We start from the raw sequence: 22,499 nt of genomic DNA, 5'->3' as shown, positions 1-22,499 counted from the left end.
TCAGGACCGGACCAGGCGGGCGATGGCGTCGGTGGCCTCCTTGATCTTGGCTTCGGCCTCCGGGCCACCCGCGACGGCCGCGTCGACCACGCAGTGGCTGATGTGGTCCTCCAGCAGGCCCATCGCTACCGCCTGCAGGGCTTTCGTCATCGCGGAGACCTGGGTGAGGATGTCGATGCAGTACTTCTCCTCCTCGACCATCCGCTGTAGACCGCGCGCTTGGCCCTCGATGCGCCGCAGCCGCTTGAGGTAGTCGTCCTTGGCGGTGATATAGCCATGCGCGGCGTGCTCGGCCGCCGTGTGGTCGTTGGGGGAATCTGCCACCGATGTCTCCTCGCTGCCTGCCGGTCGCCGGAACCGGATCAATACCCCCCTAGGGTACAGTTTTCGGGACGTCTTGTCAGGTCGGACGCGTGTGACGACCACCCGGCGGCCGGCCGCAACAGTCGACGAGCCGCCCCGGAAGCAGGGTAACGCGCAGCCCGCCGCGCGACGGCCGTCGCGGGACGAGACAATCGGGGTATGAGTTCGCACCCCCGGCCCGCGCTCGCCGTCATCGGCGGCAGCGGCTTCTACGATTTCTTCGACAACGAGGCGACCACCATCGAGGTCGAGACTCCCTACGGCGCCGCGAGCGCTGGGATCGCCGTCGGAGAGGTGGAGGGCAGGCCGGTGGCGTTCCTGCCGCGACACGGCAAGAACCACGAATTCGCGCCGCACACCCTGCCCTACCGGGCCAATCTGTGGGCCCTGCGCTCGCTGGGCGTGCGCCGCATCTTCGCGCCCTGCGCGGTCGGCAGCCTGCGGGCGGACTGGGGCCCCGGCACGGTCGCGGTGCCGGATCAGCTGGTCGACCGGACCTCCGGCCGTCCGCAGACCTACTTCGACGGCGGCGGCATTCACGTGTCCTTCGCCGATCCGTACTGCGAGGAACTGCGTGCCGCCGCCATCAAGGCCGAGTCCGACGCGCTGCACATGATGCACGCGGGCACGATGGTCGTGGTCGAGGGACCGCGCTTCTCCACCCGCGCCGAGAGCCGGTGGTTCGCCGCCCAGGGCTGGGACCTGGTGAATATGACCGGTCATCCGGAGGCGGTGCTCGCCCGCGAACTCGAAATGTGCTACGCCGCCGTCGCTCTCGTGACCGACCTGGACGCCGGTCTGGAGGAGGGCGAAGGAGTGCACGCCGTCGATGTCTTCGCCGAGTTCAAACGCAACCTCGCGCCCTTCAAAGAACTCATCCGCCGCGCGGTGGCCGGGGTGGACGGCACCGGCACGTGTGACCGCTGCCGCGTCCACGCGGGAGTGTCGCTGCCGTTCGAACTGCCCTGAGTCCGATGGTGGTCACCGGGGCGTTCGGCAGGCTCTGACCGGCTTCCTCACATCGAACATCGCTTCGGGACGCCTGTCCACGCTCGGGGCGAGGTGGCCTCGACCATGCTGTATCGGCTCGGCCGGAAGCCGTCAGCTCGGTGTCGGCGCGAAGGCTTCGGCGTTGTCGGTCGCCCACTGTTCGAAGGTGCGCGGCGATCGGCCGGTCACCTGCTCGACGGTCGGGTAGAGCGTCGCCTCGTCCAGCGTGCCCTCGACGAAGAAGCCGAGGAACGCGTCGACGTACTCCCTCGGCATGGTGGCGGCCAGTTCGGCCTCGGTCTCCGCGTCGCTGAGTTCGTGTGCCACGAGCGGCCGGTTCAGCACCGCGGCGAGCACAGCGACCTGTTCCGCCGGTCGCAGCGCCTGCGGGCCGGTGAGCTCGAGCACCTGCCCGGCGAGTTCGTCTCGCGTGAGCGCCGCGGCCGCGACCGCCGCGATGTCGGCGGGGTCGATCGCGCCGACCCGGACTCGGGGAAACTCCACGCGGACGACGTCGCCCGCGGCGAGTTGCGGCAACCAGCGCAGCGCGTTCGACATGAACGACCGCGGGCGCAGCAGGGTCCAGCTCAGTTCGGAGGCGCGCACCGCGTCCTCGGACAGCGTCATGTAGCGGGATACGGCGTTGTCCATGTCCCGCAGCGCGGCCGAACCGCCGGAGAGCAGCGCGACCCGGCGCACCCCGGCCTTGTTCGCGCGTTCCAGCAGGTCCGGCAGGTTGTCGTAGCCGGGGAGCAGGAATATTCCATCCACGCCGTCCAGTGCGTCGGCCAGCGTCTCCGGGCGATTCAGATCGCCGGTGACGGCCTCGGCGCCCGGCGGGAGCGTCGCCTTGGCGGGGTCGCGCACCAGTGCTCGCACCTGCTCGCCCGACCCGGTGAGGGTCCGCACCAGTTCCGCGCCGACATTGCCGGTGGCGCCGGTTACCAGGATCATTTCGTCTCCGTCTTCGTCTTCCAGTTCGGCGGAGCACCGTGTTCCGCGACCCGCTTATTGCGAGCCGGGCCGCGAACGGGCAATGCTCGGCTCGATGGACTTGGTTGGGCCGATGTCGTCGCGTGAGGGATATACGCGGAATCGGACGCTCGCTGGTCCAGTTGTGTAGTCGCCTTCAGCGCCTGCTCAACGCTGTGCTCGTTCGGGATGTCCACTGCCGCGCGAAGGGTAGGGGTCTGATCCGCCAAAGCGTATCCGCTGTATTGGGGACCGGGTATTCGCCACTGCCGGGAAGGCGGTTCGCGGCAACTCTTCTGTGTACGTCCGTGCCGGGCGAATTGCGACTTGCGTATCGGTACTCAGTGGTGGCCCTGCAACGGTGGCAAGCCCGGCTCGCGGGGTGTTCCGCGCGCGGCGGTGCCCGGCGGTCGACAGGTCCCGAGTTAGGCTCGCGCGGTGGATACTCCGTTACGGCTCGAGGTCATCGTGGCCAGTGTGCGTCCGGAGCGGTTCGCGCCGGTAGTCGCGGACTGGTTCCTGCGTACGGTGCGCGCCCATCCCGAATTCGACACCGGTGTCATCGATCTCGCGCACACACCGTTGCCGGTGGAACTCACCGAGAACGACGAGACCGTGGCCTATCGCGCGCGTCTGCGGCAGGCCGACGCTTTCGTCGTCGTCACCTCCGAGTACAACCACGGCTATCCGGCGTCGCTGAAGACGGCCTTCGACACCGCGAAGCACGAGTGGCGCGCGAAACCCATCGCTTTCGTTTCCTACGGCGGACTTTCCGGGGGGCTGCGTGCGGTAGAGCAACTACGCCAGGTCGTCGCCGAAATCCACATGGTGTCGGTGCGCGAGACGGTCAGCTTCCACCAGGCCAAGAAGTCGTTCGATGAAACGGGCGAGACTCGTGACGGCGCCGCCATCGACGCGGCGGAACGAATGTTGCGCCAATTAGGATGGTGGGCACGCACTTTGCGATCCGCTCGCGCTGCCGACCCGTATCCCGGTTGACCGCTACCGGGCACGGCCCGACCGATGTGGTCGGCTCGTCGGAAACCGATACCAGCGCCAGGTCGCAAACGGAAACCGATACCAGCGCCAGGTCGCAAACAGGACGGCCCTGATCTCGAGCCGCCTTGCCAGACATCAGCTTCCGATTTGGAAGCGTCAAACGAATGTCGCCACCGAGTGAGTCGGCGTCGAATTCTTTCGGGCACGGAGACTCGCGCGGTCTATTGCGGTTGCATTGCCCGACGGCCGCGCGGCTGACCGATGTAGGTGGCTTCACTGGGAATGGACACCAGGGTCAGGTCGACCTGCGCGGTGCCGGTGCGCAGCACCACATGGTTGCCGATCGCGCCGGGCTGGTGGATGGCCAAGTCGGGACGGCTGGCGGGCCAGCCCATCGGATCACCCGTGACATAGATGGTGGTGACGCCCGCGTGCGGGGCGGGCGCGAGTACCCCGTCCACCACCGTGGCGGTGAAACCCGCGTCGGACTGGTGTGTTTCGGCCGCGATGGTCAGCCGCTCCGGATTGCCGATCGTGGTGACCAGGTTCTCCCATGCCCGCGCACGATCGGTGCGGATCAGGATCCGTTCGCCGACCGCGAGCGCGCGGAACACCAACTGCTGCGCCAGATACAGCTCGCCCGCGACGTACACCGTCGAAATGCCCGCGCCGACGATGCGGACCGCGACACCGTTTCCCTCGTCGTCCGACCCGATCAGCTGGCCGCAGCCGGAGGAGGGCAGGTGCAGATCGTCGACGATGTCGATCAGGTGCTCGATCATCGGGACGGTGTCGTCCACACCGGGAACCGCGAGCGGCAGATGGGCCAGCAGCCCGTCGCGGTGGCGTCCGTTCATCGAGATCATGCCCGGCAACTCGGACCGTTCCGGCAGCTCCCGCGCGGTCAGCCGCCATGCGGCGCCGATGCTCACCGAGTCGGCCGAACTGCCGGGGCGCAGCCGCACCGCCACCGTCGTTCCGCGCGAGGGAGCCACCCAGAGCTGGGCGAGCAGATCGGACGCGAGCCGCTTGGGATCCACGGCGCTGCCGATGTTCACGTTGTTGCCGATTTCGGCGTAGCGCCAGCGGTGTTCGAGCGTGCGCGGGTCGTAGCCACCGGTGATCTGCAGGACCGCTTTGCGAATCTCGGGCGCCGTCAGGATGCGGGCGTTGCAGTCGGCGTCCTCGAGTGTGCGCATGATCCGCTGCGTGGCGATGGTGACAGCGCGCGAGGCGCCTTCCGCTCCGCCGCCGCGCCGGTCCGCGGCCTCCGGGCAGGCCACCGCGTCGAAACCGATCGCGAGCCACACCGTGCGGTGGGCGGTGGCGGGCAGCGGGCCGAGCAGCGATTCGTAGATCTTGCCAGCTGGTGTGCCGGAACGGCTGCGGTGCCCGTGGCTGATGATGTCGATGCCGTTGAGCAGGATGTCGTGCTGGTTCAAGCATTTCGCCAGCTCGGCGAGCGGAAGCAGGTGCGAGGCGTGCACCGTGGTGCGGGCGATCCTGGTCAGCCCGCCTGGCGGGGGCAGCACCTCGACCACCGTCACCACGCGGCTGCCGTCCCAGTACAGGCCGAGCGAACGTCCGTCCGTGCCGCGGAAGTCGACGGTGTCGCCGAGCTCGTAGTCACGATGGGTGAGATAGCGCCAATACGTGGCGATCCAGTCCAGCAGGGTGCGTTTGGCGACGGGAACCAGCGGGATCGACGCGACGACGACCGCCACGGCGAACGCGGGAAGTCCGGGCAGCCCGGCGAACAGCGCGACGACTCCGGCGATCAGCCCGATGATCTGCGCGATCAGCAGGTTCTGCATCGAGACGCGCCCGAGAAGCGGTCGTGGTCCCGCACCTGCCGGTTCCGCCATCCTCGTCCCCCAAAGTACCCGATATCGGCCGGTTCACTGTGGCCGAGCTGAACAAGAGTCCTTGGGAACTGTACTGTGTTCCGCGAACGTGAGCACTGTTCGGGGGAGGAATAATGCCTTCAAAACCCACCACACGCTGGCAGGTGAGCGGCTACCGCTTTCTGGTCCGGCGGATGGAGCACGCCTTGGTGCGCCGGGACGTGCGAATGCTGCACGACCCCATGCGATCCCAGTCCCGCGCGTACGCGGCGGGACTGATCCTGGCGTGTGTCGTCCTGGCAGGCTGCGGCGTGCTCGCGTTGCTTCGTCCCCAGGGCAAGATCGGCGACGACAACAAGATCCTGATCGGCAAGGACTCCGGCGCCGTCTACGTGGTGATCGACGACGTGGTGCACCCGGCCCTCAACCTCGCCTCGGCCCGCCTCGCCGCGGGCGAGGCGGCCAAGCCCGCGACCGTGAAGGAGTCCGAGCTCGGAAAGAAGCCGCGCGGCCAATTGATCGGCATTCCAGGCGCTCCCGGCTCGCTGCACTTCGACAAGGAGGGCAAGGGGCGGGCGTGGACGGTGTGTGACACCCTCCAGCTCGACGGCACCAACAAGACCACCACTTCGGTGCTCATCGGCGACGTCGAACTGGGAGCCAAGGCTTCGGCGATGGAGTCGGGTAACGCCCTGCTCGTCAAGGGCAAGGACGCCACCTACCTCGTCTACGACAACAAGCGCGCCCGCATTGACATGAACAGCAACGCCGTGACCGAGGCGCTGGGCATTCGCAATGTGGCACCGCGGCCGATCAGCGAGGGCCTGCTCAACGCGATTCCCGAGGTGCAGCGGATCGAGGTGCCGCACATCGACGATCGAGGGGGGCAGCCCGGGTACCGGATCGGTGACCACAAGATCGGTGAAGTAGTGCATGAGCCTGGATCGCAGCAGTATTACGTGGTCCTTCACGATGGTCGCCAAGAGATTTCCCAGCTCACCGCGAACATCATTCTGAATTCTGATCCGGCCGCGGGGCGCAACCCCACGATCACCCCATACGACAAGAGCGAATCGCCTGTATCGACAGCGCTGTCTGTAGAACACTATCCGGCCACCCCGCCGTCGCTGGCGCAGATAAAGGATCGTCCCACCAGCTGTCTGTCGTGGGAACCGATCGCCGCCGCGGAGGGCGGCGGTGGTAATCACGCGAAGCTATCGTTGATCATCGGCGTCGGTCTGCCGATGCCTGGTGACGCCCGTCTCGTTCCGCTGGCCCAGGCCGACGGAGATGGTCCGAAAGTGGACTCGGTCTATTTCAAGCCCGGTTCCGGCGCATTCGTACAGGGCACCGGCATCGAGCCGGATAGCCAGCGTAAGGACAGTCTGTTCTATATCGCCGATACCGGCGTCCGGTACGGCATCAAGGATGCCGACGCGGTCAAAGCCCTCGGTATGAGTACGGAGTCGGGAGTAAAGCAACCCGAACTCGCTCCATGGCCGATCGTCGGCCTGCTCGCATCGGGTCCCACCCTCGGCCGTCAGGAGGCGATGGTGGCTCACGACGGTGTCGCGCCGGATGCGAACCCCGCGAAGGAACTCTTAAAAAACCAGAATTGAGGCCGAGTTCCCCGAATTGGCCTGTGGTGTCGATTCCGGTACCCTCCGAGTTGGCGAAAGGGAGTTTCGCCACAGATAAGGGAGGGATTCACCCATGAAGCGAACCATGTTCGCCTTCGCGATCGGTATCACCGCAGCAACCGTGGTCGGCACTGTCGCCACATCGACCGCTACCGCCGCACCGATGCGTACCAAGCACGGCATGACCTACAAGGAATGCATGACGACGGGCAAGGACAGCTTCCGGCAGATGTACGGCAAGGAAGCGGTCTGCGTCGAAGACGGTTACGGGTACTACAAACTGGAGCCCGCACGCGGGCAGTAAGCCCACCCCGTCACCTCGTCCAAGATCAACGGCACATGGTCGAAACCTGTTGTCGAGAATAGTGCAGCAATGTGCCGTTGATCATGGTGTGTCTCATTTCGCGCGCGACGCTTCCTGTCAGGTGTTTCCGCCCCTGAGGGAACCGATTGCCGGTGGGTGCTTCTGGCCATGACACCGAAAACGGAATAAGTTTCAGACGAGGGTATTTTCGCGTAGTCGAATACCTGACCACCAAGGCGAGCGATTCGTAGGGACTGTGGCCCGTCAGTCGACGGGCCACAGTCGTTCGATCATGTGGTGAGAAACTCTCACTGGTCCGAGCGGACGCCGAATCTGCGGCGGATCGGGAACGACGCGAGCACGCCGAGGACAAGGAGTGCCGCGACGCTGCCACTGCCGATCAACGCCACGTTGCGGGCGCGGTTGTCGGGCGGCGGGGGTGGTGACGGAACCTGCAATTGCACACTCTGGGCTGCCGCGGGTCGCTTCGGCGGAAGCGTTTTCGGCACTTCGGCGGTCAGCGCGGCGACCGGATCGATCGCACCGTAACCGACATAAGGGTTCCAGCCTTCGCCCGGGGCATGAGCTGTGGCCTGGATACGTTTGATCACGTCGAGTGCTCTGAGTTCGGGAAAATGAGCGCGGACCAAGGCGACGACCCCGGAAACATACGGCGCGGCAAAGCTCGTCCCCTTGAGCGGCACGAGGCTTTGGTTGTTGTATTTTCCTGTGATGGTGCCGGTTCCGCGCGGGTCCAGCGAGACGATGTCCTCACCCGGTGCGGCCACCCCGACCCATGGGCCCGGCACGGTGAAACTCGACGGCGCGCCGTTCTGGTCGATCGAACCGACGGACAGGACGTAATCGTCGTAGCGTGCGGGCGTGACGTTGGTGGTCACGTGGTTCCACGGATCATCGGTCGGGTTCAGCGGATCGATCCCAGGATTGCTCGCCTTGCATTTGTCGTCGGTATTGCCCGCCGCGGCCACCACGACGGCGTCCATTTCCAAGGTGGCGTAGCGCACGGCGGCGCCGACCGCTCCGTCGCCGAAGCTCACGCCACTGGGCACGCAGGAGACGAGCGAGATGTTGATGACCGAAGCGTGCCGGTCGGCGGCGCGCCGGATCGCGGCGGCGAGTGCATCCACCCTGCCGTAGCCCTGAGGCGAATCTTCCGGCTTCCTATCCTGCCGGTTCGCGTAGTCGTACAACGCGCTGGTCTGGCGGATCGACAGAATTCTCGCTTCAGGTGCCACGCCCGAAAAGCCTTGTCCCGCTTGCGGCTTGGCGGCAATAATCCCGGCAACCACGGTGCCGTGCGCATCGCAGTCCTCGCTGACTCCATCGCCGCCGTCGGCCACGAAGTCGCCGCCCGCCTCCAGATCGGGCAGGCGGGGGTGACGAGCGACGCCCGTATCGATCACAGCGACGAGCTGGCCCTCGCCCCGGGAGAACTCCCATGCGTGCGGCAGGTCGAGCGAGCGCTGTGGTGCGGGAGCGGCGGGACCGTCGCCACCCTGCTGGGTCGAATAGCACGGCGTGTTGCCCGGACGCTCGGTCTTGTCCAGCGGCCGTGCGGGGTCCCCCGCGGGCAGTTGTCCGGGATCCACCGGCGGTGGCCGATCGGCGTAGGCAATGCCTTGGCTCGCACCCACTCCGAACGACATGCTCAAAGACAGCACCGCGGCGGCCGCCCCGGTGCGCAGCGCCCGGTTCACAGCCCGCGAACGAGGGCGTAGAGATCCGTCACCCAGAAGACCAGCGGCAGTACCGCGGCGACGAACGTGTACTCGAGCAGTTCGACGCCGCGGCGCATCGGCGGGGTGGCCGACTGGTTCGGGATGATGATGCCGAGGATCAGCGCCGCGACCAGGACCACCATCGCCGCGCCGAAGACGGCCAGCGGCTGGTGCATCGCGAAACCGGCGCCCACCAGCATGATCAGCACGATGCCCGCGCCACCGGCGATGAGCACGACGGCCTGCTCCGCACCCGCGTAGGTGCGGCTGCGGAACATCAGCACCGCCGCGCAGACCAGTGCGAGCGCGATGCCCTGCCAGTACGGGTCGTCGGAGGCCGGGTCGGTGGCGGCGATCGCGCCCGCGGCGGTGACCAGCGTGGTCGCCGCGACCAGGCCCGCGAGGTACTTGCGGGCGTGTTCGGACTTCACCCGCAGCGCCTCCATGGTCGGCAGCGCGCGGTGATCGTCCGGGTCGTCCTCGGTGGGATCGATGGGGGTGCCCGGCGAAGGGACCGGGGGCAGCGGCAGTTTCGCCAGCAGCATGGACACCCGGGGCGCCAGGGAGAGCCCGCCGAGGCCGAGCGCCGCCGCGCCCGCGCCGATCGCGCGCTCCGGATGGTCGGTGAGCAGGCCGACCAGCGCCGCGGGCACCGCGTATGTCGCGAGCGTGGCCACGCCGATGAACAACGCGAGACCGACGCCGATGACCCGCCAGGCCAGGATCGCCGTCGCCCCCGCGAGAACCGATCCGAGCAGGATGTGCGCCCAGCCGTAATCGTCCGGCACGAAGAGCATGCCCGCGCTGAACGCGGGGGGCAGCGCGCACCCGCCGAGCACCAGTGCGGTGCCGGTGTCGCCGTACATCCTGCTCAGCACCATCGCGCTCACGACGAGCAGAATCGCGACAATCAGCGCGATCGAGCCGCCCACCCCGATCGGCAGCGAGCCGGGGGACAGCAGCAGACCCAGGCAGCCGACCATCATGGTGATCGCCGCGAGCGCCGAGCCGGTGATCCGCGCGATTCGCGGCGTCCAGCTGCGGTAGTGGTCGGTGTCGGCGATCGCGACGTTGTACATGATGTCGTCGAACAGCGGTGTCGGCGCGGTGTGCGAGGCGCTTTCCAACATGAGCAGTTCGCCGTCGCGCACACCGTGCTCGCCGAGACTGAGCGAGTTCGAGAACGGCGGATGGCCGATCCGGGCGAGCACCCATTCCGCGGGCTCGTAACGCTCGCCCTCGTTGTCGAAATCGTTGCTGCGGCTGTGCTGGGCGACCATGTCGACCACACTCGGAATCACCAGCGCGACCGGCACGTCGACCGGTATGGCCATGTCGACCTGAGTGTGCTTGGCCAGAATCGTCACCCGCGCGAGGTCGGGTGCGCGGACGATACCGCGCGAAGATTCTTCGTCGATGTGGTCAAGTCGCGCGTGCGTCAAGCTTCCCCCAACTCGGTCTTCTACCTCGTGATTCCGCGGCCCCGCAGGCCGGGGGCGAGCTTGCGAACCCACGGTCCGGGCAGCAGAATGCTGGTCGAACTGTACGACATGTCGGCTGTGACCTCTACACTGAGGCCGGATCACAGCTGGCCGAAGGGGGAATCTCGTCGATGAGCACTGTCCGCTTCCAGCGCCGTGCGCGCCGCGAGATGCCTCGAACACCCGGTGGCGAGGTCACGCTGCAGCCCCCGCCCGAAATCCCCCGGGTCACACCGGGAAACCTCGTCATGAAGCTCATGCCCGTCGTGATGGTGATCGGCATGGTCGGCATGATGGCGTTGCTGTTCACCCAGGGCGGCGGTATCGCTTCCAACCCGATGAGCATGATGTTCCCGCTCATGATGATGTTCTCGATGGTCGGCATGTTCGCCGGTCAGGGCGGAGGTAAGGGGCAGAAGGCCGCCGAGGCGAACGAGGACCGCAAGGATTACCTGCGTTACCTCGACCAGGTTCGTAAGGACGTCGACGAGACCGCCGCGCAGCAACGGGCTTCCGTCGAATGGAGCCACCCGGAGCCGGGACTGGTCTGGATGCTCGCAGGCACCAGCCGCATGTGGGAACGACGGGCGGGGGACAAGGACTTCTGCCATGCCCGCATCGGTCTCGGCGGGCAGCGCCTGGCCACCAGGCTGGTCGCCCCCGAGACCGGCCCGGTCGAGGAACTCGAGCCGATCGCCGCCGTCTCGCTGCGCCGCTTCGTGCGCGCCCATTCGACCGTGCCCGACCTGCCGACCGCCATCGCGGTCAAGGGCTTCGCCACCATCGCGCTGGACGGCGACCGGGCGCAGGCGCGCGATATGACCCGCGCGATGCTGGTGCAGCTGTGCATGTTCCAGGCGCCGGACCAGGTGCTCGTCGCGGTCGTCTGCGGACCGGACACCGCGCAGGAGTGGGAGTGGACCAAGTGGCTCCCGCACACCCAGCATCCCGACGCGCAGGACGGCATCGGCACCGAGCGCATGTTCTACGGTTCGATCCGGGAGGCCATGGCCGGGTTGCATCCGTTGCTCGGCAATCGGGTCAGGTACTCGCGCAACCAGCCGGCCAACGCGAACATGGTGCACATCGTCTTCGTGGTGGACGGCGGTCTGCTCGAGGCCGAGGACGATCAGCTGCGCGAGTCCGGCTACGAGGGCGTCACCATCATCGACCTGTGTGGTTACGCGCCGCGCTTGGCGGTGTCGCGCGGCATCAAGATGATCGTCGAGAACGGCGAGTGCGTCGGCCGTGGCGCCACCGGCAATCAGGAGCGCTTCGCACTGATCGACCGGATCAGCCCCGAGCAGGCACAGCAGGTGGCGCGCAGGCTCGCGCCCTACCGTGCGGCCACGCAGCGCAGTAGCGACGTGGAAAACGACGACTCCGAGGTGATCTCGACCTGGAGCCAGCTGATGGGTCTCGGCGACATCGGCGCGTTCAACCCGGAACACGCTTGGCGGCCGCGCTACGGACGCGAACGCCTGCGCGTGCCGTTCGGGGTGGGCGCCGACGGCCTTCCGGTCGAGCTGGACATCAAGGAGGCCGCCGAGAACGGCATGGGCCCGCACGGTCTGTGCATCGGCGCCACCGGTTCCGGTAAGTCGGAGTTCCTGCGCACCCTGGTGCTCAGCCTGCTGGCCACGCACTCACCCGACCAGTTGAACCTGGTGCTGGTCGACTTCAAAGGCGGCGCGACGTTCCTCGGCCTGGAGGGTGTTCCGCACGTCGCCGCCGTCATCACCAACCTGGAGGAAGAGGCCGACCTCGTCGACCGCATGAAGGACGCCCTGGCCGGTGAGATGAACCGCCGCCAGGAAGTGCTGCGGGCCGCGGGCAACTTCGCCAACGTCTCCGAGTACGAGAAGGCCAGGGCGGCCGGCGCAGACCTGGATCCGCTGCCCGCGCTGTTCGTGGTGCTCGACGAGTTCTCCGAACTGCTCACCCAGCACCCGGATTTCGCGGAGCTGTTCGTCATGATCGGCCGCCTCGGCCGCTCGCTGCACGTGCATCTGCTGCTCGCCTCGCAGCGCCTGGAAGAAGGCAAGCTCAAGGGCCTGGAGGCCCATCTGTCCTACCGCATCGGCCTGAAGACGTTCTCCGCCAACGAGTCCCGCCAGGTGCTCGGTGTGCCGGATGCCTACAACCTGCCGAACAACCCCGGTGGCGGCTACCTGAAGGCGGACTCCGGCGAGATCCAGCGCTTCCAGGCTTCCTATGTCTCCGGCCAGTACGTCGGCGGTGGCTCGCAGCGCGACATGATCGTGGCCACGCAGTCCGGCGAGATCGACGTCAAGGCACGGCCGTTCACCGCGACGCATGTCGATTTCCGCGCGGCGGACCGCGTTCCGCTGCCGCCCGAACCGAGCCTCGAGCCGGAGCAGGACGAGGACGGCGAGCAGCTGTCCAACCTGAACATGCTGGTCTCCCGGATCCGCGGCCACGGCCGCCCGGCGCACGAGATCTGGTTGCCGCCGCTGGACGAGGCACCGACGCTCGACCAACTCCTCCCGCGCTCCATCCTCACCGGCGAGTACTCCGCGGTGTCCACGCTGCGTGCTCCGATCGGCATCGTCGACCGGCCTTACGACCAGCGCCGCGACCCGATGGTCATCGATCTGTCCGGCGCCCGCGGCAATGTCGCCATCGTCGGCGGTCCGCAGTCCGGTAAATCGACGGCGCTGCGCACCCTCATCATGGCGATGTCGTTGACGCACACCGCCGAGCAGGTGCAGTTCTACTGTCTCGACTTCGGTGGCGGCACCATGTCGAGCCTGCAAGGGTTGCCGCACGTCGGCTCGGTCGCCAGCCGATTGGACGAGGACCAGGTCCGGCGCACCATCGCGGAGATGACCACCATCGTCCGGCAGCGCGAGGCGCGCTTCCGGCAACTCGGCATCGAATCGATGACGGACTTCCGCAGACTGCGCGCGATGGACCCGGCCAGTAGTCCGGGCGCCGCGGGGGCGCAAGAGGATCCGTTCGGCGACGTGTTCCTGGTGATCGACGGCTTCAGCTCGATCCGCCAGGACTTCGAAATGCTCGAGCAGACCATCATGAACCTCGCCGTGCAGGGTCTGTCCTACGGCGTGCACGTGGTCATCGCGCTCAACCGCTGGGCGGAGGCGCGGCCCGCGCTGAAGGACCAGATCGGCACCAGGATCGAGCTGCGCCTCGGTGATCCGATGGACTCCGATCTGGGTCGCAAGTTCGCCTCGCTGGTCCCGCAAGGGCGGCCGGGCCGCGGTATGACCCCCGAGTGCCTGCACATGCTGACCGGCCTGCCCCGCATCGACGGCACCCCCGACCCGACCAACCTCACCCAGGCCGTCGCGGACGCGGTCGCCATCATCGCCAGGCTGACACCGGGCCGTCATGCCCCGCAGGTGCGCATGCTGCCCGAACAGCTTCCGCGCGAACAACTGCTGTACCTGGCCGGCGATTGGCCCTCGCAGGTCGACCCGAACGTCAAGTGCCTGCGGATCCCGTTCGGTATCAACGAATCCGAGCTTGCGCCGGTGTACATCGACTTCGCGGAGAGCCCGCACTTCATCATCATCGGTGACACCGAATCGGGGAAGACGACGCTGTTGCGCTCGCTGATCGAGGGCATCGCCGCGTCCAACACCCCCGACAAGGCCCGCTTCATTCTCGGCGACTACCGGCGCAGCATGCTCGGGCTCGTCCCGGAGGGGTACCTCGCGGGCTATGGTTCCACGGCGCCGCAGTTCACCCAGAACATGAACGACCTGGCCGCCTATGTCAGCAAGCGCACGCCGGGCTCGGATGTCACTCCGCAGCAGTTGCGGGATCGCTCGTGGTGGAGCGGGCCGGAACTGTACGTCATCATCGACGATTACGACTTGGTCGCCACCTCCGCGGGCAACCCGGTCCAGGCGCTGCTCGAGCACTTGCCCCACGCCAGGGACCTCGGCTTCCACGTGATCATCGCCCGGCGTTCGGGTGGTGCGAGCAGGGCGATGTTCGAGGCGACGCTGGCCAGGATGCGGGACCTCGGCTCGGCGGGCCTGATCCTGAGCTGCAGCAAGGACGAAGGCGTCCTGATGGGCACCAAGCGGCCGAGCCCGATGCCCCCGGGCCGAGGCACGTATGTCACCCGGAATATGGAGGGCCTGGTGCAGACGGCGTGGATGCCGTCGCCCTGATGTCCGAGGTCGAGCTCGTCGTCACGGAAGCGCGTATCTGGGCGCGCGGCGCCGACACACACTGGGACATGCCGCCCTCGGTTGTTCTGGGCAGCAACGATTTCGACCTCGTGGTGGGGCAGCCGCTGACGCCGCCAACCCAGGTCGGTTCGGTGATCCAGTTCGTGCCCGCCGACGCCATCGCCCTGCCACCACGCACGCCTTCGGTGGTGGACGCGATGGGCGCTGTTTTCGCAGGTCTGCTCGAGAATCTGCGTGTCGAGGCCCCGTGTGCCCGGATGACATTGATCTGCCCGACCGAATGGGGTGCCGGCCGTCGCGGCGTGCTCGATCAGGCGGCGCGCCGCCACGCCACGGACGTCGTATTCGAGGACATCGCGGTGCGTTCGGTCGCGTCCGACGAGGGCACCAGTCATAGCAGGCGAACCCTGGTACTGGAGTTCGGAATGCTGGCCACTACGGCCTCAGCGGTCATCCGCAGCCATCGCGGCGTGCATCTCGAATCCTGTGAATACGAGCCGACCCTCGCATTGGCCGAAATCACCGCGGGTTCAGCGGGATACGCCGGTTTGTGCAGCCTGATCGGTCGGTTGCTGGACAGCGGTCCGATCGATCTCGTGCAGGTGGTCGCTATCGCGGATTCCTCGAAACTCGACCTGCTCCGTGCCGCGATCGATCAGACCGCGGGCACCGACGTCGAGCTACGTACCGTCGCCGGTGCCGATCTCGTCCAGGGCCGTCGGGCCGAGCCGAACGACCGGCGCGAAGCGTCGACCGCCCCCACCGAGTGGATGCAATCGCTCCGGGAACGCGCCGCTGCCCAGCAGCCCCGAAACGACACAACGCGTTTCGCGGTCGTCGCCCTCGCGGCCTTCGCGGTCGTCGCTCTGATCGTGGCCGGTGCGGTCGTCTTGTCCGGTCGCGGAGGTGAAGAGACGGCAGCGGCGCCGGGCACGGGAGCGGCATCGCCGATCGCCGCGCCGCCGCCGATCGGCCCGCCGGATGAGGCGCCACCGGAAGCGTTCGGCCGCCTTCGATTCCGCGTCCCGCCCGGCTGGCGCGTCACTCAATCGCCCGATAGCGGACGTGCTCGTCTCGATTTGGTGCCCGAAGCCGGCGCTCGGCAGCGAATCACGGTGATGCAGGCACCGCTGACGGCGTCGTCCAGCTATGCGCAGGTCGCGGCGAAGCTGGAGACACAGATGGCTCAGCGGCCGCCGGGGGTACTGACCGACTTGCAGCGCGACGTCATGTTCGGTGGCCGCTCCGGCTTGGCCTACCTGGAACATCCGGGAGACGGATCAACCGTTCACTGGCATGTCTTGCTGGAGTTCGGGATTCAGATCAGCATCGGCTGCCAATACGCGGGAGACGAGTGGGGGCAATTGGAGGCCCCTTGCTCGCATTTCGGAGACACCGTCCGCGTCGTCCCGTGACCTGCGCGGACGTGCCGGTACTTGATCGAATGTAGCTCTGTGCAGAACGATTCGAGCCCCCGGTACCGAAAGTACCGGAGGCTCGAATCAGCCGAGACGGGATCTCAGAAGAGGCCCGCCAGCGCGGTGTCGGTGCCCTGCAGGTCGGAGTTTCCGCTGCTGACCATCTTGCCCGCGCTTTCCAGCGTGGTGTTGAGCTGCGTGACCTGTGTGTTCCACTGGGCCTGCAGCGAGGCGAACGCGTCGTTCGCGTCACCCTTCCAGTAGTTCGTCACGAAGTCGGTGACCTGCTTGTGGAAATCCTCGAGCATGGTCATGACGCTGCGCGCCTCGGACACGATGGCCTGGGCGCCCGCCTCGACCTCGCCGAAGTTGGAGGCAATCCGACCGGGATCGTTCGCTACCATGTGGAGCTCCTTGTTGTCTGTGTTACGGCCATCGGATCAGGGAAGGTCCAGGCTGGAGGCCTGCGCGGCCACCTGCTGGGCGAACTGCTGGTCCTGATCGGCGAACTTCCGTCCAGCGTGGGCGAGCTTGTCCGACGTCTGATCCAGCTGGTCGTTCAGCTTCCGCGCCTGGGCGAAGTAGCTGTCCATGAAGGTGTCGAACGCCTGACGCGCCGCACCGCTCCAGGTGGCGGTGGTCTGATCCGACTTGCTGTTCAGTGCGGTGATCGCGGTCTGCAGATCCTGGTGCCGCTGCCGGCAGTTGTCCACAAACTTCGAGATCGCCTCTTCACTCGCTTCGAGCTGTCCTGCCATTTCGGCTCCTTTCGGTTCCCGTCTCGGCCAACGGCGGAAGCCTCAGTTGGCCTGTACATCTGATTGGACGCGGTGTGGCTCTGATCGGTTCCATCCGACTCGAAATAGTTCGGCATCGCCCCACGGGATCAGGGCCCTGCGCCCTTCGGCCCGGCTCTTCCGTGATTTCGGCGGCCGCGTACGGGCCTGCTCGGAAGACCACGACGCAATCCGGGTCCGCATGACTTGTAACGCCAGCGCTCGGCTCCCCTCCTTCCCCCTGCTCGCTGCTGTAATGATCGGCGAGTGGGCTGGCTGCGGTACACCTTACCGAACGCCTAAGTTCGCCGCTACCAGCAGAATGGCGAAAACCAGTGGTCCGGGAATTCGAAAAGCCAACCAAGCCTTCGCTTCAGCGAAGGTGACCGAATCACTTCACGCGATTGCGCAGCACCGGTACCAGACGGTCGAGCAGGGTCTGTTCGGACGATTCGCTCCAATTGCGGACCGCGGCGACGGCCGCGGGATCGTCCAGCGGAATCACCGTGGCGCGCGTGCCCGCCACTTGGTAGGGCAGACCGAGCAGGCCACCGCCACCGGCTTTTTCGTCGCTGCGAACGGCCAGCACGTAGCCGTCCGCCGCGGCCTCCAGTCTGGTGGAGCCGGTCAGTTCCCGAGGCGATGCCTCGTCGCCTCGACGTGCGTAGTCGAGGTTGTAGACGAATCCGAGATCCTCCAGGAATTTCGTCTGCGGTGTGCCACCCAGGAAGATCGAGACCTGCGAGCCGCGTGGCACGTCCACCATCGTGATCGTCTTGCCCCGGAACACCGGATTGTCCGCCCGCGCCCGGTCCAGCGGCGCCAGGACGGCCGTGCTGCTCGGCGTGGCGGCCGCGGACGCGGGGCCGGACTCGTCCCGGTTCAGCGCCCAGATGCCGATTCCCGCGGCGAGGGCGACGGTCACGATGCCGGCGGCCGCGGCGAGCAGCCAGTTCTTGCGCGGGGGCGCGGCGGTCACCCGACCGGAGACGGCGACTCGGGGATCGGTCCCCGGCCGCGGATCGAAGACCTGGACCGGATAAGTGGGGGAAGTGTTGGTGGCGACGGGGTTGTAGCCGGGAGTGAGAGCGCTCGCGGCGGCGTCGGTGAATTCGCGACAGCTGTGGAATCGTTCGGCCGGGTTCTTCGCCAAGGCTCGGGCGAAGACGTGGTCGATGGCCTGCGGAAGGCCGGGATTTACCGCGGTGGCCAGCGGCGGGGGCTCGTGGAGATGGCCCATCATCACCAGTGCGGGTTGTGTTCCCGGGTAGGGGTTACGTCCGGTGAGCAGTTTGAAGAACGAGCACGCGAGGCTGTAGACATCGGCGCGGTGGTCGAGCGGGCTGCCGGTGAGCTGCTCGGGCGGGGCGTAGGCGATGGTGGCGACGAAACTGCCGGTCTGGGTGAGTTCGGTGGTGTCGTCATTGGATTTCGCGACGCCGAAATCCGTGAGCAGGACGCGTTCTTCTTCACCGTCGGCGGGGGAGGAAAGCAGGAAATTCGCCGGTTTGACATCACGGTGCAGCAGGCCCTTGCGGTGCGCGTAATCGAGCCCTTTACCGACCTCGGTCGTAATACGCAGGGCGCGCAGCGGATTCATCGCGTGCGGATCACGGGCCAGTTCGGCGGCGGCATCGGTGCCGTCCACGTATTGCATCGCGATCCACAACTGGCCGTGTTCCTCACCGCGGTTGTAGACCGAGACGATGTTCGGATGGTCGAGCCCGGCGGCGAGATTTGCTTCGCGTTCGAAACGGGTGCGGAACTCGTAGTCGCGGCTGAGTTCGCCACCGAGCACCTTCAGCGCGTCGGTTCTGGGCAGGCTGGGATGTTTGGCCAGATATACCGTGCCCATACCGCCCGCGCCGAGCACTCGCAGGATGCGGTACCCGCCGACGATGGTCCCGGGGCTCATCGGCATCTTCACGATCTCCTGACTCCACGCGGGCCGCTGGCGTTCGCCCCGCAGCATACTCGACCCGATGTGCGACGAAAATGCGGCATTATCGGCTGTTCGCGAAAACGGAATATTGTGCGGCAGCGCGCTGCTGAGCGTCCAGCAGTTGATTCGCCGCGACGAATCCGACGTATTCTTTGTACGCGACGACGCAGGTGAATCGCCGGTCGTCGAATAGTCCGGACCGGTTCTCCACACATGCCGAATCGGGCAGATGCGGCGGCGGATCGGCCGGACGGGCCACCACCGTGGGCGTGATACGTTCCGTGACAACCCGCCGCGCCGTCTCCGCATCGGCGGTGCGGATCACCAATGTGTCGCCGTTGGCCGCGAATTTCTCGGCGCCCATCGCTGTGAAACGTTGTTTCGCGTAATCGAGGTCTCCGGTGTATTGCATGATTCCGCGCAGACCGAACAGCGCGTTCGAATCGTCGTAGCTCGGAGACTGGACCTTGGACGGATTCAGGGTGCGGCTGAGCAGATGGTCGGGGTCCCAGGGCAACCGCAGCATCTCTTCTTCGGTCAGCGGAGGGAGCTGGTCGAGCAGGGGCAGCTGAACGTCGTACGCCTTCTCCGCCAGCGCGACGAGGGCGGCGCGGTCGGGAGCGTTCGCCGAAAGGAGGAACGCCACTACGTAGGAGCCGTGCGCGAGCATCGTGCGCAGGAAAGGCGAGCCGGGACGCCAGTGCGCTCGCGCCTGTGGCTGCCGCGGCAGTGTGACCGGCTCGTTCTGCTCGCGGTAGGCGCCGAAATCGGCGTCGTAGAACTCGGTCGCGGCCTGCTGGGCGCGCTCCGGGTCGGGGAACTGCATGACGATCGTGCCGACCGTCGTGGAATTGGGCCGGGGCTTGGACGGCCATCCCGACGCGATCAGGCTGATGTCCTGATCCGAGCCGTTGGTGTGGAACCCGAACATCATCCGGTTGCGTTCCGCGATCGGCCGCAGGTCTGCCGGGTTCCCGAGTTCGCCGGGCAGCGTCCCTTTGCTGATGCTGGAGGGCGTCCAGCTGTACTTCATCCTGGGGTCGATGTCGTAGGCCGACGCGACGTGGTCGGCCAGCCGCATCGCGGCGACCTTGTTCATGTCGATGAACAGCGGCTGGTAGTCGTCGTCGTGCGCGTTCGGCGGCTCGGTGGGGTAGTTGCCGGTGTCGAGATTGCGAATGTCGATCTCACCCGGCTGCGCGGTCCCCGCCATCGTCGAACCGCAGCCGGTGAGGATCGCGGCGGTCATCGCGCACGCGAGCACGGCGACGGCGGTGCGGAATTTCGTCATGCGGCATTCACCAACAATGCGTACTGGGCGGAGATGCGTTGTTGCGCGTCGAGCAGCTGATGCGACCACGCGAACGCCGTGTAGCGGTCGTAGGCCACCGAGCAGTAGAACCGGACGACCACCGTCTTGTTGCCGATGTACTCCTTGCAATGCGCGGCGGGCAGGCCTTTCGGCGACTCGGCGGCGCGGAATTTCTTCGACAGCCCGCCGCGCTGCTCACGCAGCTGCACGGCGGCGTCGGCGTCGCGCGTGCGGAACAGATCGGTCCCGTCGGTGGCGTACCGATCGACCCCCGCGGCTTCGATGATCCTGCGGTCCTCGGCCGAATCGGTGGTGAAGTGCAGGGCGCCCGCGCCGGTGTACGCGCCCGGCGGGTCGATCCAGGAATCTTCCCGGGGTCGCGGCAGAGCCCGGTTGAGCATGCCGTCCATATCGATCGGCGCTGTCATCAGCTGGTCTACGGGGGTCGGAGTGAACCGGCCGATCGCCGGGACCACGGTGTCGAGGCTCTTCTCGACCAGGTTGAGCAGCGGCGGGAGGTCGACCTTCTCCAGGAAGATCTTCACGTAGTCGAAGACCCAGGTATAGATGACGAATTTGCCGGTGGCGAACCACGACCCGATCGACTGTTCCTGCGGCTGCCAATGGGCATGCGCGGCGGGGTACTTCGGGATCTGCACCGGCGTGTTCCGGTTGTTCGCCTCGAAGTCGACGCGTTCCAAAGCCGCTGCCGCGGCGGCCGCCTTCTGCTCGTCCGGGAAGATCAGCACGGCGTTGACCAGGTCGGTGCCGCGGTTGTCCGGCGCGCTGCCCGCGCTGCTGAGGAACCCGGCGACGAAATCCGGTGCGGCCTCCGCGAAGCGGGAGACTTGCATGATGCGGCCGAGCGAACCCTTCGGATCGATGAACACCTTGGCGATGGACGGATTCGCGGAAACGAACGCCGGGTCGATATCCGACGTCAGCGGGACGAAGTTCGCCAGCCGCTCCGCCTCGATCATGCGCGCCTGCTCGGGATTCTTCGCCGTAGCGAGCGCACGCGGCGTCGTCGGGTAATTGCCCACGTCGAGCTGAGCCAGATCGACGGGCTGCGCGGGCCGCTCCGTCGCGGCCTCGGAGCCGTCGCACGCGCCGCCGCCCAAGGCGACGGCGCCGGCCAGCACCAGGGCGCAGGCGGTTCGAATCGGTCTGGACATAGCGCCGTGCTGCACTCTTCCCTCCCCTGACTGCGGTAGTTGCGCCGGATCCTACGTGGGCCGACCCGTGGCCCGGGATCGCGAAGGCGCCGGGCGCCTACCGCTGTTCGTTTCAGAAACTGTTCGCCAACAGCGCGTACTCCGCGGCGACCTTCTGTCGTACGTCCGGTTCCTTATCACTGGTGACGACTCCGACGTACCGTTTGTACGCGACGTAGCAGCGGTACTTGTACTCCCGGTCCGGGTCACCCTTGCTGTTGAGCTGTAGGCACTTGGCTCCGGGGACGTCCTTGGGGGCGCCGAGGGTGTCGTAATGCGCGCCTTCGCTTTCCAGCAGGCCGGTGACCAGCTTCTGGGCCGCGGCCGCGTCGCGGGTGCGTGCGACGTAGCTGTCGTCGACGAGGCCGATGTGGTCCACGCCCGCGTCCTCGATCAGGCGCAGGTGGACCGACTCGTCGTCGGCGCGGTGCACCGTGTGGTACCCGCCGTAGACGGCGAAGGTCGCCGGGTCGGGCGCGCGGTTCTTGCGGTCGGCTACCGCGACGCGGGCGAGCAGGTCGTCCGGGTCTGCCTTCAGGGTGTCGAGTTTGCTCACCGGCGTCGCGGTGAACCGGTCCAGCTGCGCGACCTGGGCGGCCAGCGTTTTGTCGACCCACTTCACCAGGTCGTCGCCATCCGCGACGGGACGCTGGATGAACAAGGAGATGACGAATTCCTTGTGCGCCATGAAGGCACCGACGTTCGGGACGCCCGGCCGCCAGTGGATGTAGGCGTCGGCATACTTCGACGACGTCAGTTTGCGGTTGTCCGGCGAGACGGCGATGTCGACGTCCTCGAGCTCGCGGGCGGCGAGCTTGGCGGCGGCCTCGTCGGGAAAACGGAACAGGGCGTCCGTGACCGCGGTGGCATCCGGCGCCGGATTGGTCTGGCCTGCCGGATCGGGGCGGTCGGCGCCGCTGGCCGCGTATCCGACGACCAGTTTGCGGTTGTCGAAGACCGGCCTGGACACCTTGGCCACGAAGCCCAATGCCTGCTCGGCATCCGCGACGACGGTGCTACCGCGACCGAACTTCAGCACAGGGTCGATGCGCACGGTGGGGACCACGGCGTCCGACATCCGCATGCCCTCCAGCAGTGCGCCTTTGCCGCCCGAGTCCTGGCTGTACTCGTGCTTGTCGACGGGATAGGTGCCGACTTCCAGCGTGCGTACGTCGATCTCGCCCGCGGTCGGCGTCCCCTGCACGCCAGAGCAACCGGCCAGCATCCCTGCCAGTGTCAGACATGACGCGATGAGCGCGATGCGTTGCGTCCGAACCATCTCAGGCCCCTCGTTCCTCCCGTTGCTGACACTGAAGTTACC

At 67.0% G+C, this 22,499-nt stretch carries 17 protein-coding genes; 6 read left to right on the top strand and 11 right to left on the bottom strand.

What is annotated here, in order from left to right; translation table 11 throughout:
* The gene (locus ABZ420_RS19455; protein WP_357124391.1) at positions 1 to 324 is read right to left on the bottom strand and encodes a metal-sensitive transcriptional regulator; all 324 of its coding nucleotides are present in this window, start codon (positions 322 to 324) and stop codon (positions 1 to 3) included.
* Between the two features lie 198 nt (positions 325 to 522).
* On the opposite strand from ABZ420_RS19455, the gene ABZ420_RS19450 reads away from it, so the two are divergent.
* Positions 523 to 1,332 carry an S-methyl-5'-thioadenosine phosphorylase gene (locus tag ABZ420_RS19450; protein WP_357124388.1) on the top strand — a complete coding sequence of 270 codons (810 nt, stop codon included), beginning with the start codon at positions 523 to 525 and terminating at the stop codon, positions 1,330 to 1,332.
* A gap of 132 nt (positions 1,333 to 1,464) precedes the next feature.
* Here ABZ420_RS19450 and ABZ420_RS19445 read toward each other — a convergent pair whose 3' ends face one another.
* Positions 1,465 to 2,307: an NAD(P)H-binding protein gene (locus ABZ420_RS19445; protein WP_357124385.1), complete on the bottom strand. Its 843-nt coding sequence runs from the start codon at positions 2,305 to 2,307 to the stop codon at positions 1,465 to 1,467.
* A gap of 456 nt (positions 2,308 to 2,763) precedes the next feature.
* On the opposite strand from ABZ420_RS19445, the gene ABZ420_RS19440 reads away from it, so the two are divergent.
* Complete coding sequence (locus ABZ420_RS19440) at positions 2,764 to 3,324, top strand: NAD(P)H-dependent oxidoreductase (protein WP_357124382.1); 561 nt, start codon at positions 2,764 to 2,766, stop codon at positions 3,322 to 3,324.
* A gap of 221 nt (positions 3,325 to 3,545) precedes the next feature.
* Here ABZ420_RS19440 and eccE read toward each other — a convergent pair whose 3' ends face one another.
* Positions 3,546 to 5,189, bottom strand: a complete 1,644-nt coding sequence (gene eccE / locus ABZ420_RS19435; protein WP_357124379.1) for a type VII secretion protein EccE — start codon at positions 5,187 to 5,189, stop codon at positions 3,546 to 3,548.
* A gap of 113 nt (positions 5,190 to 5,302) precedes the next feature.
* On the opposite strand from eccE, the gene eccB reads away from it, so the two are divergent.
* Together eccB and ABZ420_RS19425 are read left to right on the top strand one after the other, a co-directional pair.
* Entirely contained in the window at positions 5,303 to 6,787 is a 1,485-nt protein-coding gene (gene eccB / locus ABZ420_RS19430) for a type VII secretion protein EccB (protein WP_357124376.1), read from the top strand.
* Positions 6,788 to 6,881: 94 nt separating this feature from the next.
* The gene (locus tag ABZ420_RS19425) at positions 6,882 to 7,112 is read left to right on the top strand and encodes a hypothetical protein (protein ID WP_357124373.1); all 231 of its coding nucleotides are present in this window, start codon (positions 6,882 to 6,884) and stop codon (positions 7,110 to 7,112) included.
* A 308-nt stretch (positions 7,113 to 7,420) separates the two neighbouring features.
* Here ABZ420_RS19425 and mycP read toward each other — a convergent pair whose 3' ends face one another.
* Both mycP and eccD read right to left on the bottom strand, forming a co-directional pair.
* Positions 7,421 to 8,779 carry a type VII secretion-associated serine protease mycosin gene (gene mycP, locus ABZ420_RS19420; protein ID WP_357124370.1) on the bottom strand — a complete coding sequence of 453 codons (1,359 nt, stop codon included), beginning with the start codon at positions 8,777 to 8,779 and terminating at the stop codon, positions 7,421 to 7,423.
* A 47-nt stretch (positions 8,780 to 8,826) separates the two neighbouring features.
* Positions 8,827 to 10,218: a type VII secretion integral membrane protein EccD gene (gene eccD / locus ABZ420_RS19415; RefSeq protein WP_357124367.1), complete on the bottom strand. Its 1,392-nt coding sequence runs from the start codon at positions 10,216 to 10,218 to the stop codon at positions 8,827 to 8,829.
* A gap of 245 nt (positions 10,219 to 10,463) precedes the next feature.
* On the opposite strand from eccD, the gene eccCa reads away from it, so the two are divergent.
* Positions 10,464 to 14,495 (top strand): type VII secretion protein EccCa, encoded by a 4,032-nt coding sequence (gene eccCa, locus ABZ420_RS19410; RefSeq protein WP_357124365.1) that lies wholly within the window; start codon positions 10,464 to 10,466, stop codon positions 14,493 to 14,495.
* Positions 14,495 to 15,931, top strand: a complete 1,437-nt coding sequence (locus ABZ420_RS19405) for a type VII secretion-associated protein (RefSeq protein ID WP_357124362.1) — start codon at positions 14,495 to 14,497, stop codon at positions 15,929 to 15,931. Before eccCa ends, ABZ420_RS19405 begins: the two co-directional genes overlap by 1 nt.
* 104 nt (positions 15,932 to 16,035) lie before the next feature.
* On the opposite strand, the gene ABZ420_RS19400 is transcribed toward ABZ420_RS19405, so the two are convergent.
* The 6 genes from ABZ420_RS19400 to ABZ420_RS19375 all read right to left on the bottom strand — a co-directional run bounded on the left by ABZ420_RS19400 (position 16,036) and on the right by ABZ420_RS19375 (position 22,457).
* A complete protein-coding gene (locus tag ABZ420_RS19400) occupies positions 16,036 to 16,338 on the bottom strand; it encodes a WXG100 family type VII secretion target (RefSeq protein ID WP_357124359.1) in 303 nt (100 codons plus the stop codon).
* Positions 16,339 to 16,374: 36 nt separating this feature from the next.
* Positions 16,375 to 16,692 (bottom strand): WXG100 family type VII secretion target, encoded by a 318-nt coding sequence (locus ABZ420_RS19395; protein WP_039795679.1) that lies wholly within the window; start codon positions 16,690 to 16,692, stop codon positions 16,375 to 16,377.
* 409 nt (positions 16,693 to 17,101) lie between these two features.
* Positions 17,102 to 18,631 (bottom strand): protein kinase, encoded by a 1,530-nt coding sequence (locus ABZ420_RS19390; protein ID WP_357124356.1) that lies wholly within the window; start codon positions 18,629 to 18,631, stop codon positions 17,102 to 17,104.
* An 82-nt stretch (positions 18,632 to 18,713) separates the two neighbouring features.
* Positions 18,714 to 19,943, bottom strand: a complete 1,230-nt coding sequence (locus tag ABZ420_RS19385; RefSeq protein WP_357124353.1) for a hypothetical protein — start codon at positions 19,941 to 19,943, stop codon at positions 18,714 to 18,716.
* Positions 19,940 to 21,139: a hypothetical protein gene (locus ABZ420_RS19380; RefSeq protein ID WP_357124350.1), complete on the bottom strand. Its 1,200-nt coding sequence runs from the start codon at positions 21,137 to 21,139 to the stop codon at positions 19,940 to 19,942. The genes ABZ420_RS19385 and ABZ420_RS19380 overlap by 4 nt, the downstream gene beginning before the upstream one ends.
* Before the next feature lie 112 nt (positions 21,140 to 21,251).
* Complete coding sequence (locus tag ABZ420_RS19375) at positions 21,252 to 22,457, bottom strand: hypothetical protein (RefSeq protein WP_357124347.1); 1,206 nt, start codon at positions 22,455 to 22,457, stop codon at positions 21,252 to 21,254.
* Between the last annotated feature and the right edge of the window lie 42 nt (positions 22,458 to 22,499).

Source organism: Nocardia sp. NPDC005745, from assembly GCF_040630775.1.
Lineage (GTDB): Bacteria > Actinomycetota > Actinomycetes > Mycobacteriales > Mycobacteriaceae > Nocardia.
The sequence above is the reverse complement of the archived record's forward strand: the minus strand, read 5'-3'. Positions and strand labels throughout refer to the sequence as shown.